Annotated in this window: 8 protein-coding genes; 4 read left to right on the top strand and 4 right to left on the bottom strand. The window is 44.2% G+C overall.

Annotation, left to right across the window (positions count from 1 at the left end):
• Positions 1-37: 37 nt before the first annotated feature.
• The 3 genes from carA to glmS all read right to left on the bottom strand — a co-directional run bounded on the left by carA (position 38) and on the right by glmS (position 5,052).
• On the bottom strand, positions 38-1,171 hold the full coding sequence (gene carA, locus LPH68_RS10390) for a glutamine-hydrolyzing carbamoyl-phosphate synthase small subunit (protein WP_230296925.1): 1,134 nt from the start codon (positions 1,169-1,171) through the stop codon (positions 38-40).
• 27 nt (positions 1,172-1,198) lie between these two features.
• On the bottom strand, positions 1,199-3,082 hold the full coding sequence (locus tag LPH68_RS10395; protein WP_151923180.1) for an amidophosphoribosyltransferase: 1,884 nt from the start codon (positions 3,080-3,082) through the stop codon (positions 1,199-1,201).
• Positions 3,083-3,207: 125 nt separating this feature from the next.
• Positions 3,208-5,052 carry a glutamine--fructose-6-phosphate transaminase (isomerizing) gene (gene glmS, locus LPH68_RS10400; RefSeq protein WP_004315736.1) on the bottom strand — a complete coding sequence of 615 codons (1,845 nt, stop codon included), beginning with the start codon at positions 5,050-5,052 and terminating at the stop codon, positions 3,208-3,210.
• 362 nt (positions 5,053-5,414) lie between these two features.
• On the opposite strand from glmS, the gene gltB reads away from it, so the two are divergent.
• From gltB to LPH68_RS10420, 4 genes are all read left to right on the top strand, one after another.
• A complete protein-coding gene (gene gltB, locus LPH68_RS10405; protein WP_151923181.1) occupies positions 5,415-10,019 on the top strand; it encodes a glutamate synthase large subunit in 4,605 nt (1,534 codons plus the stop codon).
• 121 nt (positions 10,020-10,140) lie between these two features.
• The gene (locus LPH68_RS10410) at positions 10,141-11,481 is read left to right on the top strand and encodes a glutamate synthase subunit beta (protein ID WP_118407757.1); all 1,341 of its coding nucleotides are present in this window, start codon (positions 10,141-10,143) and stop codon (positions 11,479-11,481) included.
• 214 nt (positions 11,482-11,695) lie between these two features.
• Positions 11,696-13,363 (top strand): asparagine synthase B, encoded by a 1,668-nt coding sequence (gene asnB, locus LPH68_RS10415; RefSeq protein ID WP_049702577.1) that lies wholly within the window; start codon positions 11,696-11,698, stop codon positions 13,361-13,363.
• Positions 13,364-13,587: 224 nt separating this feature from the next.
• Positions 13,588-14,355: a glycerophosphodiester phosphodiesterase family protein gene (locus LPH68_RS10420; RefSeq protein ID WP_074910641.1), complete on the top strand. Its 768-nt coding sequence runs from the start codon at positions 13,588-13,590 to the stop codon at positions 14,353-14,355.
• A 245-nt stretch (positions 14,356-14,600) separates the two neighbouring features.
• On the opposite strand, the gene LPH68_RS10425 is transcribed toward LPH68_RS10420, so the two are convergent.
• Positions 14,601-14,897, bottom strand: a complete 297-nt coding sequence (locus tag LPH68_RS10425; protein WP_015530958.1) for a thioredoxin family protein — start codon at positions 14,895-14,897, stop codon at positions 14,601-14,603.
• Positions 14,898-15,118: the final 221 nt, after the last annotated feature.

Raw genomic sequence — 15,118 nt, forward strand, 5'->3', positions numbered from 1 at the left:
TTAACACAGATTTTTTATAATCCGTGATGAATATGGGTTATAATAGTTTTACAAATTCGTCGAACAGGAATTCCGTATCCGTAGGTCCACTCGCTGCTTCCGGATGGAATTGTGCAGAAAACCAAGGGTTTCTTTTATGCTTGATTCCTTCGTTAGAGCCATCATTCATATTAATAAATAACGGTTCCCAATCTGCACTCAACGTATTATTGTCTACGGCATAACCGTGATTTTGCGAAGTGATGAAGCAACGTTCCGTACCTACCATACGCACCGGTTGGTTGTGGCTACGGTGACCGTATTTCAATTTATAAATCTTGGCTCCTCCGGCTTTCGATAGCAGTTGGTTACCCATGCAGATTCCGAAAATAGGCAGTTTCTCGTTTGCCATTGCCTTGCGGATATTCTGCACCGCAGCATCACAGGTATCCGGATCCCCCGGTCCGTTAGAAATAAACAGTCCGTCAAATTCGAATCCGTTATAATCATAATCCCAAGGTACACGAATCACCTCAACATTACGTTTCAGCAGGCAACGAATGATATTAGTCTTCACACCGCAATCTACCAGAACAACTTTTTTTAATGAAGAATGAGGAATGAAGAATGAAGAATTAGCTGCGCTGTGGCTGCTTGTTCCACTAGGGAAATAATGAATAATTTCTTTACAGGAAACCTGGTCTACATAGTTTATATCGCTATAAGACGGAAATTCTTCATTCTTCATTCTTAATTCTTCATTTTCAAATACTATTTTCCCCATCATTACTCCATGTTCACGAAGAACTTTCGTCAACTCGCGTGTGTCAATGCCCGTGATACCAGGAACCTTTTCGCGTTTCAACCAGTCACCGAGGCTCTCCACAGCGTTCCAATGGCTGTATTCATAAGAATAGTCACTTACGATAATCGCTTCCGCGTGGAGCTTCTCACTTTCCATGAAAGTGGCAAGTCCATTCGGCTCGATAGTAAAAGGAGGAACACCGTAGTTACCTACCAAAGGATAGGTAAGCGTCATCAACTGTCCGGCGTATGAAGGGTCAGTAAGGCTCTCCGGGTATCCGGTCATGGCAGTATTAAACACTACTTCGCCCGCCACCGGCTTCTCGTAGCCAAACGACTTACCGGAAAACCGGCTCCCGTCGTCAAGGATTAATGTCACATTTCTCATTCTTATTATTGAATCGTTGTATGGTTGTTAGAATTGATACATTTGTTCTATATAGTCGATGAACGCCCGGTTCACCATTTTCACACCACCCGGTGTAGGGTAGTTACCGCTAAAATACCAGTCGCCTTTATGATGCGGACAAGCCTCGTGCAATCCCTCCAACGGTTGATAGACGATTTCCACTTTCGCCTTGGTTCCCTTGGGTGTCAGCAGTTCTACCATTTTGGCAGAGATTTCCTCATCAGTGAACGGAGCATAAATGTCTTTCACATAGTTTACCATCTGCTCTTTCGGCAGTCCTACCTGCTCTTTCGATTTACGGTAGGCGGCCGCAATCACATCTTTCATATCGCGTTCCTTTAAAAGTTCGACAGCAGCCCTGAAGGCGATAAACTCGCTCATCTTTGCCATATCAATACCGTAATAGTCAGGATAACGCACCTGCGGAGAAGAAGATACGATGACAATCTTCTTCGGACCGAGACGGTCGAGAATACCGATAATACTTTGTTTCAGCGTAGTACCGCGCACAATGCTGTCGTCGATAATCACCAGATTATCAACACCGGGTACAAGACTTCCGTATGTAATATCATACACATGGGCAGCCAAATCATTACGGCTGTTTCCTTCGGCAATAAACGTACGGAGCTTAATATCCTTGATTGCCACCTTTTCGCTACGAATACGACGGGAAAGAATAACTTCCAACTCCTCCATATTCGGGTTATGCCCCAATACAGCGATCTGCTGCACTTTCTCCTCATTCAAGTAATCATCCAGTCCCTGCAACATTCCGTAGAAAGCAACCTCCGCAGTGTTGGGAATAAAAGAGAAGACCGTATGATCGATGTCATTATTGATTGCTTTCAGTATTTTCGGAACCAACTTTTCGCCCAGCCGTTTCCTTTCTTTATAAATATCGACGTCACTGCCACGGGAAAAATAGATACGTTCGAAAGAACAAGCCTGATTTTCGCGCGGCTTATTGATTTGCGAAGTACGGATCTTTCCCTCTTTGCTAATCAGCAAAGCCTGCCCCGGTTGCAGTTCCTTGATTTCCTCAAACGGAACATTCAAAGCTGTCTGGATAACCGGACGTTCGGAAGCAAGAACAGCTATCTCGTCATCCTGATACCAAAATGCAGGCCGGATGCCCCACGGGTCACGGATAGCGAAAGATTCACCGCTTCCGGTCAATCCGCAAATAACATATCCCCCATCCCATTCGCGACTGGAAGTACGCAGTACGTTTGCCAAATCAATATGTTCTTCTATATAATGCGTGATGCCCATGCCCGTAAGCCCTTCGGCTTCGGCAAGATTGAATACACGCTCCACTTCACGGTCAAGACGGTGTCCCACCTGTTCCAACATGATATATGTATCGGCATATTTACGCGGATGCTGACCAATGGCAGTGATACGGGCAAATATTTCGTCCACATTCGTCATATTGAAGTTTCCGCAAAGAGCGAGATTCTTGGCACGCCAGTTATTTCTTCTTAAAAATGGATGCACGTATGAGATTCCGGATTTTCCCGTAGTGGAATAACGAAGATGCCCCATATATACTTCCCCGGCAAAAGGCAGGACTCGTTTGGCATACGCAGCATCATGCAACTGTTCGGGAGTGAGCTCCTTAAAGTTGTTTTGAACATTTTCAAAAATCTCCGTAATAGCTCCGGAGCCTAAAGCACGTTCACGAAACATATATTCTTCACCCGGATTTGCTTCCAGTTTCACACATGCCAATCCCGCACCTTCCTGTCCACGGTTATGTTGTTTCTCCATCAACAGGTAGAGCTTATTAAGACCGTACATCCATGTTCCATACTTTTTCTCGTAATACTCCAACGGTTTAAGCAAGCGTATCATGGCAACGCCACATTCATGTTTCAATTGTTCCATCTATACTATTTACGATTTGACGATTTACTATTTACGATTTAAATTACCACCTGCCAATCAAACAACTTACTATCTATCATTGATTCTTCAATCGTAAATCGTAAATTGTCTAATTGTAAATCACATTACTCTACCGTTACCGACTTCGCCAGATTTCTCGGCTGGTCTACATCCATCCCCTTACATACCGCAATGTGATAAGCAAGAAGTTGGAGAGGTACCGTAGTAATTAACGGATCGAGACACTCTATTGTTTCAGGAAGTTCGATACTACAATCGGCAATCTTGCTGATAACCGTATCTCCCTTCGTAACGAACGCAATCACTTTTCCCTTCCTCGCCTTGATCTCCTGAATATTACTTAGCACTTTTTCGTACAGTCCATTCTGCGTGGCAATCACCACTACCGGCATTTCCGCGTCAATCAAGGCAATCGGTCCGTGCTTCATCTCGGCAGCCGGATAACCTTCGGCGTGAATATACGATATTTCTTTCAATTTCAATGCACCTTCCAATGCAACAGGATAACTATATCCGCGTCCTAGGTAAATAAAGTTATGTGCATACGTGAACGTTTTCGATAACTCCGCCAGGGTATCATTCAGTTTCAGCACTTCTTTCATCTTCTCCGGAATATGATTTAATTCCTGTACTATTGAAAGATAATGCCGTTCGTCAATTGTTCCTTTCGCTTTGGCAAGCGTCAATGCCAGCATTGCCAACACAGTGACCTGTCCGGTAAACGCTTTGGTGGAAGCGACTCCGATTTCCGGACCTACGTGGATATACGAACCGGTGTGAGTAGCACGGGGAATAGAAGACCCGATAGCATTGCAAATACCATATATAAATGCTCCGCGGCTTTTTGCCAATTCCACAGCAGCCAAAGTATCCGCAGTCTCACCGCTTTGGGAGATTGCTATCACTACATCCTGTCCGTCAATCACCGGATCACGGTAACGGAATTCGGAAGCATACTCCACTTCCACCGGTATGCGGCAGAAACTTTCAATCAGATGCTTACCAATCAGTCCGGCATGCCAGGAAGTTCCGCAGGCAACGATAATAAACCGCTTGGCATTCAGTAGCTTTTCCCGATGATCGATCACAGCGGAAAGTACCACATTGTCTGCTTCCACATTGATACGTCCGCGCATACAATCATGAATACAATCGGGCTGTTCGAAAATCTCTTTCAACATAAAATGCGGATATCCCCCTTTTTCCAGCTGGCCGAGATTAAGCTCCACTTTTTTAATTTCAGGTGTCATTTCAACATTACTCAAATTGACCACCTTCAATTCTTTTCCCAGATGGAGAACAGCAATTTCTCCGTCTTCCAGATAAACCACCTTATCTGTATATTCTACAATCGGAGTGGCATCCGAAGCAAGGAAGAACTCGTCCGCTCCAATCCCCACTACCAGCGGGCTACTCTTACGGGCAGCAATAATCTCATCGGGATGCTCTTTATCAAGAATCGCAATCGCATAGGCACCAATCACTTCTCCCAACGCCAATTGAACGGCTGTCAGCAAACTGACTTGATTAGTGACTTTCATGTATTCTATTAATTGAACAAGGACTTCGGTATCTGTACTACTTTTAAAAATATAGCCTTTGGCTTGAAGTTTTTCTTTGAGAACGGCGTAGTTTTCAATAATACCGTTATGAATGAGAGCGAGCTTTTCGGAAGAAGAGTAATGAGGGTGGGCGTTAGCGGAACAAGGTTCCCCGTGAGTAGCCCAACGAGTATGGGCAATTCCGATTGTACCGGAAATATCTTTTTGTGTGACGAAATTTTCAAGATCGGAGACTTTTCCTTTCGTCTTATACACATTTAACTGTCGGTCATCACTGATGATTGCTACCCCCGCGCTATCATATCCACGATACTCCAGTCGCTTCAGCCCTTTTATAAGGATAGGGTAGGCTTTTCGTTTACCAATATAGCCTACTATTCCACACATATTATGATATTTTTATTTCGACTGCAAATATACACATTACAAATAACATAAAGACAACAAAAAGCATATTTATTTGACAGAAACGCATAAAAAAGTTGTAAACACATCAAAAAGTTAAATAATATATTATTTTTAGCTCAAAAAGAAACAAATTACAATTAGATCACCATTAACCCAAAAGAGCTAACAAATTAAAAGTAAATCTCCTTCTTTTAATTACAAATTAGAAGAAGACAGGCTCTTCTTTTAATTTCGCGTTACAGAAAACTTACATTTTACTATCATTTTGAAATTAAACTACTAACTTTGCCGAACAAATTGACACTTCAATTAGGTATTATCATACAATAAAGCTAGTAAGAATGAAGAAACAAGAACTTTTTAACAACGTAACAGAAGGATCCCCTTACCAACGACAGCCCAAACAGATGGGCTTGTACAATGCGGCATACGAACACGATGCCTGCGGTGTTGGTATGCTGGTAAACATTCATGGAGAAAAGTCACACGACATTGTTGAGTCGGCTTTAAAGGTATTAGAGAACATGCGCCACCGTGGCGCCGAAGGTGCGGATAACAAAACCGGCGACGGTGCAGGTATCATGCTGCAAATTCCGCATGAGTTTATTTTATTGCAAGGTATTCCTGTACCCGAAAAAGGACGGTACGGCACAGGATTGTTATTTTTGCCGAAAAATGAGAAAGACCAGGCAGCCATTTTAAGTATCATTATTGAAGAAATTGAAAAAGAAGGACTCACATTGATGCATCTGCGCAATGTGCCCACCTGCCCTGAAATTCTAGGAGAATCTGCTTTGGCAAACGAACCTGACATCAAGCAGGTGTTTATCACCGGATTTACAGAAACGGAAACGGCCGACCGGAAGTTATATCTGATCCGGAAAAGAATCGAGAATAAGGTCAGATTGTCATCCATTCCGACAAAGGACGATTTTTATGTTGTTTCGCTTTCTACAAAAAACATTATATATAAAGGTATGCTTTCGTCGTTGCAACTGCGCAACTACTATCCGGACCTGACGAATAGCTATTTTACCAGCGGACTGGCACTGGTGCACTCCCGTTTCAGTACCAACACATTCCCTACATGGGGATTGGCACAACCATTCCGCCTTCTGGCACACAACGGTGAAATCAACACGATCCGTGGTAACCGCGGATGGATGGAAGCCCGCGAAAGCGTACTCTCCACTCCTACCTTGGGTGACATAAAAGAACTTCGCCCGATTATACAACCGGGCATGAGCGACAGTGCTTCCCTGGATAATGTACTGGAGTTCCTGGTGATGTCGGGATTGAGCCTGCCACACGCCATGGCTATGCTCGTGCCGGAATCTTTCAACGAAAAGAATCCCATCAGCGAGGATCTGAAATCATTCTACGAATACCACTCTATCCTGATGGAACCGTGGGACGGACCGGCTGCACTTCTCTTCAGTGACGGACGATTTGCCGGAGGTATGCTCGACCGCAACGGTCTGCGCCCTGCCCGTTATCTGATTACTAAAAACGATATGATGGTAGTGGCTTCGGAAGTCGGTGTGATGGATTTCGAACCGGGAGACATCAAAGAAAAAGGTCGCTTACAGCCCGGTAAGATTTTGCTGGTAGATACAGAAAAAGGTGAAATTTATTATGATGGCGAACTGAAAAAACAGTTGGCTGAAGCCAAACCTTACCGCACCTGGTTGTCTACGAACCGAATCGAACTGGATGAACTGAAGAGCGGACGCAAAGTACCTCATCATGTAGAAAACTACGACTGTATGCTTCGCACTTTCGGCTACTCCAAAGAGGATATCGAAAAACTGATTATGCCGATGGCAAGCAGCGGAGCAGAACCGATCCATTCAATGGGTAATGATACTCCGTTAGCTGTACTTTCGGATAAGCCGCAATTGCTTTACAACTATTTCCGGCAGCAATTTGCACAAGTGACCAATCCTCCCATCGACCCGCTCCGCGAAGAACTGGTAATGTCATTGACAGAATACATCGGGGCAGTCGGCATGAATATTCTGACACCCAGCGAGAGTCATTGCAAAATGGTCCGCCTGAATCATCCGATTTTGAGCAACACACAACTGGATATTCTTTGTAATATCCGCTATAAAGGCTTCAAAACGGTCAAACTGCCCATGTTATTTGAAGCAGCGAAAGGGAAAGCCGGATTGCAGGAGGCACTGAACAGCCTCTGTAAAATGGCGGAAGAATCTGTGACGGAAGGCGTAAACTACATTGTCCTGACCGACCGTGACGTGGATATTACCCATGCCGCTATTCCTTCATTGCTGGTGGTAAGCGCCGTTCATCACCATCTGATTTCAGTCGGCAAACGTGTACAAACAGCATTGATTGTAGAAAGCGGTGAAATACGTGAGGTGATGCACGCTGCGTTATTACTGGGTTTCGGAGCAAGTGCCCTGAATCCTTACATGGCATTCGCTGTTCTCGACCGCTTGGTTAAAGACAGGGATATTCAGTTGGATTATGCCACTGCTGAAAAGAATTATATCAAATCCATCTGCAAAGGCTTGTTTAAAATCATGAGTAAAATGGGGATCTCTACCATCCGCTCTTATCGTGGTGCAAAAATCTTCGAAGCTGTCGGTTTGAGCGAAGAATTGAGTAAGGCCTATTTCGGTGGACTCGGTTCGCCCATCGGAGGTATTCGCTTGGAAGAAATAGCCAGAGATGCCATTGCTTTCCATGAGGAAGGAGTGGGAGAAGTTGAGAGTGGAGAGTTGAGAGTGGAGAGTGAGGCTCCGCATGGCAACTCTCAACTCTCAACTCTCCATTCTCAACTTCTTACCGGTTTGTATGCTTTCCGTAAAGACGGAGAAGAGCATGCATGGAATCCGGAAACAATCAGTACGCTGCAATTGGCTACACGGATGGGGAGTTATAAGAAGTTTAAAGAATATACTCATTTGGTAGACGAAAAAGAGAAGCCTATTTTCCTTCGTGACTTTCTAGGATTCCGTCGTAATCCGATTTCGATCGATCAGGTAGAACCGGTGGAAAACATTCTGCATCGTTTCGTCACGGGGGCCATGTCTTTTGGTTCTATCAGCAAAGAGGCTCATGAGGCAATGGCTATTGCCATGAATAAAATTCACGGACGCAGCAATACCGGTGAAGGTGGCGAGGACGCTGCCCGTTTCCAACCGCTGCCCGATGGCAGTTCCTTACGAAGTGCAATCAAGCAGGTAGCTTCCGGACGTTTCGGTGTAACGGCAGAATATCTGGTTAATGCGGATGAAATTCAGATTAAGATAGCACAGGGGGCAAAGCCGGGTGAAGGCGGACAACTTCCGGGATTTAAAGTGAATGATGTGATTGCAAAAACACGCCATTCCATTCCGGGAATTTCACTGATTTCTCCCCCACCTCATCATGATATTTATTCGATTGAGGATTTGGCACAATTAATATTCGATCTGAAAAATGTAAATCCACAGGCCAAAATCAGTGTGAAACTGGTAGCAGAAAGCGGCGTCGGTACAATTGCCGCCGGGGTGGCAAAAGCAAAGGCGGACCTGATTGTCATCTCCGGTGCTGAAGGGGGAACAGGTGCTTCTCCGGCTTCTTCTATCCGTTATGCGGGCATCTCACCGGAATTGGGATTGAGCGAGACACAGCAAACATTGGTTTTGAACGGACTTCGTGGTCAAGTAGTTCTGCAAGCCGACGGACAACTGAAAACCGGACGTGACATCATCTTAATGGCGCTAATGGGTGCCGAAGAATATGGCTTCGCCACCTCGGCATTGATTGTATTAGGGTGTGTAATGATGCGCAAATGCCATCAGAATACTTGTCCGGTGGGAGTTGCCACACAGAATGAGGAATTACGTAAACGCTTTCATGGGCGTAGTGAATATTTGGTAAATTTCTTCACATTCCTGGCGCAGGAGGTCCGCGAGCATTTGGCCGAAATGGGATTCACCAGGATGGATGATATTATCGGGCACACAGACTTGATCGAACGCAAATCCGTTGCCAATGACCCGAATCCGAAACATGCGTTAATCGACTTCACCAAATTGCTGGCACGCATTGATAACAACGCGGCTATCCGCCATGTCATCGATCAAGACCACGGTGTTTCTACTGTAAAGGATGTAACCCTCATTGATGCGGCACAGGAAGCTATTGAACATGAAAAAGAGATTTCTTTAGAATATACGATTGCCAATACAGACCGTGCAATAGGTGCGATGCTCTCCGGAGTGATTGCCAAGAAATACGGTGCCAAAGGATTGCCGGAACATACGCTGAATGTGAAGTTCAAAGGATCGGCAGGTCAGTCTTTCGGGGCTTTCCTCGTACCAGGAGTTAACTTTAAACTGGAAGGTGAAGCAAACGATTATCTGGGTAAAGGATTGAGCGGCGGACGCATCTCCGTATTGCCTCCTATCCGCAGCAACTTCGAAGCCGAAAAGAATACAATTGCCGGTAATACCTTGCTTTATGGAGCAACAAGCGGTGAAGTATATATCAACGGTCGTGTAGGAGAACGTTTCGCAGTTCGTAACTCCGGTGCAGTTGCCGTAGTGGAAGGTGTGGGCGACCATTGTTGCGAATACATGACGGGAGGTCGTGTGGTAGTCCTCGGACAAACCGGACGTAACTTTGCAGCCGGTATGAGTGGCGGTGTGGCTTACGTATGGAACAAGGATGGCAACTTCGATTATTTCTGCAACATGGAAATGGTGGAACTGTCACTCATCGAAGAAGCCAGCTACCGGAAGGAGCTACACGAACTAATCCGCCAACATTATCTGTACACAGGCTCAAAACTAGCCCGTACCATGCTTGACAACTGGAATCATTATGCAGAACAGTTCATCCAAGTAGTACCCATCGAATACAAAAAAGTATTGCAGGAGGAACAGATGAGAAAATTACAACAAAAAATTGCAGACATGCAAAGAGACTATTAGATTTACAATTTGACTATTTACAATTTACTATTTGAATGTATAGTCTGTAAATAGTCAAATAGCAAATGACAAGATAGTCTAAAAATAGTAAATAGTAAATCGTCAAATAGTAAATAACAAGATGGGAGATCCTAAAGCATTTCTAAATATACCTCGACAAGAGGCGGGATACCGCCCTGTAAACGAGCGAATCGCTGACTATAGTCAGGTAGAACAGACTTTGAATACAAACAGCCGTAAATTGCAGGCGTCACGCTGCATGGATTGCGGTGTACCTTTCTGTCATTGGGCATGCCCGATAGGAAATAAACAACCGGAATGGCAGGATGCATTATACAGGGGAAAATGGAAGGAGGCATACGAAGTATTGTCGTCTACTTGCGATTTTCCGGAATTTACGGGACGTATTTGTCCTGCCCTTTGCGAGAAATCGTGCGTGTTGAAACTTTCCTGCGATCAGCCGGTGACTATTCGCGAGAATGAAGCAGCTATCGTGGAAGCGGCTTTTCGTGAAGGATATATACAGGTAAAGACGCCGAGAAGAAACGGAAAGAAAGTGGCGGTGATTGGTGCGGGTCCTGCCGGATTGGTAGTGGCTAATCAGCTGAATTTAAAAGGATATAGCGTTACTTTATTCGATAAGGATGAAGCGCCCGGAGGGTTATTACGGTTCGGTATTCCTAATTTCAAACTGGATAAGAATGTAATTGACCGACGGATGAAGATATTGGCTGCAGAAGGAATACTGTTTGAAATGGGAGTAGAAATAGACGTCAATCATTTGCCGGAAGGATTCGACGCTTACTGCATCTGTACCGGAACGCCGGCTGCACGTGATTTGAGTATTCCGGGACGTGAACTGAAAGGCATCCATTTCGCACTTGAAATGCTGGCACAGCAGAACAGGATTCTAGCAGGACAGACTTTCCCAAAAGATAAATTGGTGAATGCCAAAGGCAAAAAAGTACTTGTGATAGGTGGCGGAGATACCGGTTCCGACTGCATCGGAACCAGTGTGAGACAGGGAGCCGTCAGTGTCACTCAAATCGAAATCATGCCGAAACCTCCTGTCGGCTACAATCCGGCTACTCCTTGGCCACAATGGCCGGCAGTCTTCAAAACGACTTCCAGCCATGAAGAAGGTTGTACACGCCGCTGGTGCCTGGCTTCCAATCAGTTCCTCGGAAAGAATGGAAAAGTGACAGGTGTAGAAGTGGAAGAAGTGGAATGGATTCCGGCAGCAGATGGCGGACGTCCCACGATGAAACCAACAGGGAAGAAGGAAGTCATCGAAGCTGATATGGTATTATTGGCAATGGGATTCCTGAAACCGGAGCAACCGAAATTTGCAAAGAATGTATTCCTAGCCGGTGATGCCGAGACTGGCGCCAGCCTGGTGGTACGTGCCATGGCGGGAGGACGAAAGGCTGCTGCGGAAATAGATGCTTATCTAATACAATAAGTTTTGCAACAGTGTACAACAAGAAGCTCGATTGCTATTATCGGTTCGTTCCATATCTGTGGAACTAAAGGATAACAGATATGGAACTAAAGGGAAACAGTTGTGGAACTAAACGATAACAATTATGGAACGAATTAAGAATAGCTAATCAGCTTCTTAGAAATAGCGAATAAACAATCAACAGATTACATTACCCCCTCTAAAAATTAAAGTTATGTGTGGAATAGCAGGTATACTCAACATCAAAGTTCAAACGAAAGAACTAAGAGATAAAGCACTGAAAATGGCCCAGAAGATCCGTCATCGCGGACCGGACTGGAGCGGAATCTATGTAGGCGGAAGTGCCATCCTGGCACACGAACGTCTTTCCATTGTCGACCCGCAGAGTGGCGGACAACCGTTATACTCTCCCGATCGTAAACAGGTGCTCGCCGTAAATGGTGAGATTTACAATCACCGTGATATTCGAGCTAAATATGCGGGAAAATATAACTTTCAAACCGGAAGTGACTGTGAGGTAATTCTTGCCCTTTACAAAGATAAAGGCATCCATTTTTTGGAAGATATCAGCGGTATCTTCGCTTTCGTGCTTTATGATGAGGAAAAGGATGAATTTCTAATTGCCCGTGATCCGATAGGGGTTATTCCTTTATATATAGGAAAAGATAAAGAGGGAAAAATCTACTTCGGCAGCGAGTTGAAAGCTCTCGAAGGATTTTGTGACGAATATGAAGTATTCCTCCCCGGACATTATTTCTATAGTAAAGAGGGAAAAATGAAACGTTGGTATTCGCGCGACTGGACAGAATATGAAACCGTCAAAGAGAATGATGCACAAACCGAGGATGTGAAAGTGGCATTGGAAGAGGCTGTGCACCGCCAGTTAATGAGTGACGTACCGTATGGAGTGTTGCTTTCGGGCGGGTTAGATAGTTCTGTTATCTCTGCCATTGCCAAAAAATATGCGGCAAAACGTATAGAAACAGACGGTGCAAGCGATGCATGGTGGCCTCAACTCCACTCTTTCGCCATCGGTCTAAAGGACGCCCCCGATTTGATTAAAGCGCGTGAGGTGGCCGAATATATCGGTACCGTCCATCATGAGATCAACTACACCGTTCAGGAAGGTCTGGATGCTGTTCGCGACGTAATTTATTTCATCGAGACGTATGATGTAACTACCGTACGCGCTTCCACTCCCATGTATTTATTGGCGCGTGTCATTAAATCAATGGGAATCAAAATGGTGTTGAGCGGTGAAGGTGCTGATGAAGTTTTCGGGGGGTATCTGTATTTCCACAAGGCCCCTACTCCACAGGCATTTCACGAAGAAACAGTACGTAAACTTTCAAAGTTGCACATGTACGATTGCCTCCGTGCCAATAAAAGTTTATCAGCATGGGGAGTAGAAGGACGCGTCCCTTTCCTTGATAAAGAATTTCTCGACGTGGCAATGAACCTGAACCCGAAAGCTAAAATGTGCCCCGGAAAAAACATTGAGAAACGAATTGTTCGCGAAGCCTTTGCCGATATGTTACCGGAAAGTGTGGCTTGGAGACAGAAAGAGCAGTTCAGTGACGGTGTAGGATATTCATGGATTGACACATTGAGAGAGATCACAGCAGCTGCCGTGAGCGATGAGCAAATGGAACATGCTGCCGAACGTTTCCCGATCAATACGCCACAAAACAAAGAAGAGTACTACTATCGTAGCATTTTCGAAGAGCATTTCCCCAGTGAAAGTGCAGCACGCACCGTCCCCAGTGTTCCGAGTGTAGCCTGCTCCACAGCAGAAGCACTAGCCTGGGATATCGCTTTCAGAAATCTGAATGAGCCTAGCGGACGTGCAGTGAAAGGAATACATGAAGAGGCCTATACCTGATTAATAAAAGAGTGACAAACTCCTTTTGTGCAAACTATCAGACGTGTCCGGAGAATGTTTTTATGACAGACAGTCTTATTTTTGACACTCTTTTGTAGCATTTCTATTCTAAAATCCCAAGGATTAACGCAGATTAGCATATTATCGGCTGATTTGCGTTATCTTTTTTATAATTTTGAGGCCAAACCCAATTAAATCTATCAAACTTTTAAAAGATCAAACAAATGAATTTAAAAAAAATGATGATGGCTTCTGCCTTTCTAATGGCTGCTTGCTGCATGCAGGCACAGACAAAAGTGATAGCTCACCGCGGTTTCTGGAAAACTCCGGGATCATCGCAGAACAGTATTTCATCACTTCTAAAAGCAGACTCCATCGGTTGTTACGGTTCAGAATTTGACGTATGGATCGCGAAGGATAACAAGCTGGTGGTTAACCATGATCCTGTATATAAGATGAGGCCGATGGAATATTCCAAAGGTGATGCACTGACCGGACTTAAATTATCCAACGGAGAAAACTTACCCAGCCTGGAACAGTATCTGGAAACCGGAAAAAACTGTAAAACCCAATTGATTCTCGAACTGAAAGCGCATAGCAACAAGAAACGCGAGACTAAAGCGGTACAAGGAATTGTTGCCATGGTAAAGAAAATGGGACTGGAAAACCGTATGGAATATATCACGTTCTCTCTACATGCCATGAAAGAGTTTATCCGTCTGGCTCCTGCCGGTACTCCGGTATATTACCTTAACGGAGAATTGTCTCCCAAAGAGCTGAAAGAACTGGGTGCTGCCGGTCTGGACTATCACATGGGAGTGATTAAGAAACACCCCGAATGGATCAAAGAAGCTCACGACCTCGGCTTGAAAGTCAACGTATGGACAGTAGACGAAGTAGAAGATATGAAATGGCTGATCGAACAAAAGGTAGATTTCATCACCACTAACGAACCGGTCATCTTACAAGAAGAACTTAAAAAGCTTCAATAAGAAAAAATATTCACATATTAAAGAATTTAATATCTGGCTTTAAGGAAACGGAATCTTCCTTTAAAAGAAACAGATTGTTTCTCGGTGTCAAACGGGTGTTTCCTTTAAAAGGAAACACCCGTTTCTTTAAATGAAAAAATGCTCTTCTATAATACTCTTAATACCAACACTTTAGAAATATCAATCTTTTAACGAAAAAAGAAAAGAGTCCTTTTTATGAATACCAATAAAAGATTACAGACAATTCATTGAAAATCATCCAATACCTCTTTTAATTCTTCTACCGTAAGCTCTCCTACCTGCCTCCAAAGTTCATGACTCTTATGCAATAGAAGGAAAGCCGGTACTGTTTCTACATTATGAGCATCAGCAATTGCTCTATTCTCTTCTGCATTCACTCTAATCAATTCCACAGTTCTCTTTTCGTAAGTTCGAAGCACAGGCCCTATCCACTCATAATGAGGGGACCAATCGGCATAGAACACCACCAACACCAGATGGTTGGTTTTAACTGCTGTTTCTAATTGTTTCTCTATATTCATATCGCTACGTTTTTATATTAATGATAGTGCTAAAACAATGAATACAGAAAAAGGTTCTTCAAAACACTCCGCGAACAATATGATAGAGAAATAAGGATTTTCACTTTCATATCGTCAAAAGAAAAAGAATATATTTCTTGTTTTTATAACTGGTTTTATGAATTATCAGGACTAAATATTCTTCCTGTCTCTTATACACATCTCCGAGCCCACGAGAGCAT

The organism is Bacteroides sp. 1_1_30 (assembly GCF_020982715.1).
In the GTDB taxonomy this organism is placed as follows: domain Bacteria; phylum Bacteroidota; class Bacteroidia; order Bacteroidales; family Bacteroidaceae; genus Bacteroides; species Bacteroides xylanisolvens.

What these genes read in the sequence shown, in the direction of transcription:
- carA (WP_230296925.1), bottom strand. Translation starts at nt 1,171, where the DNA reads ATGAGAAATGTGACATTAATCCTTGACGACGGGAGCCGGTTTTCCGGT.
- LPH68_RS10395 (WP_151923180.1), bottom strand. Translation starts at nt 3,082, where the DNA reads ATGGAACAATTGAAACATGAATGTGGCGTTGCCATGATACGCTTGCTT.
- glmS (WP_004315736.1), bottom strand. Translation starts at nt 5,052, where the DNA reads ATGTGTGGAATAGTAGGCTATATTGGTAAACGAAAAGCCTACCCTATC.
- gltB (WP_151923181.1), top strand. Translation starts at nt 5,415, where the DNA reads ATGAAGAAACAAGAACTTTTTAACAACGTAACAGAAGGATCCCCTTAC.
- LPH68_RS10410 (WP_118407757.1), top strand. Translation starts at nt 10,141, where the DNA reads ATGGGAGATCCTAAAGCATTTCTAAATATACCTCGACAAGAGGCGGGA.
- asnB (WP_049702577.1), top strand. Translation starts at nt 11,696, where the DNA reads ATGTGTGGAATAGCAGGTATACTCAACATCAAAGTTCAAACGAAAGAA.
- LPH68_RS10420 (WP_074910641.1), top strand. Translation starts at nt 13,588, where the DNA reads ATGAATTTAAAAAAAATGATGATGGCTTCTGCCTTTCTAATGGCTGCT.
- LPH68_RS10425 (WP_015530958.1), bottom strand. Translation starts at nt 14,897, where the DNA reads ATGAATATAGAGAAACAATTAGAAACAGCAGTTAAAACCAACCATCTG.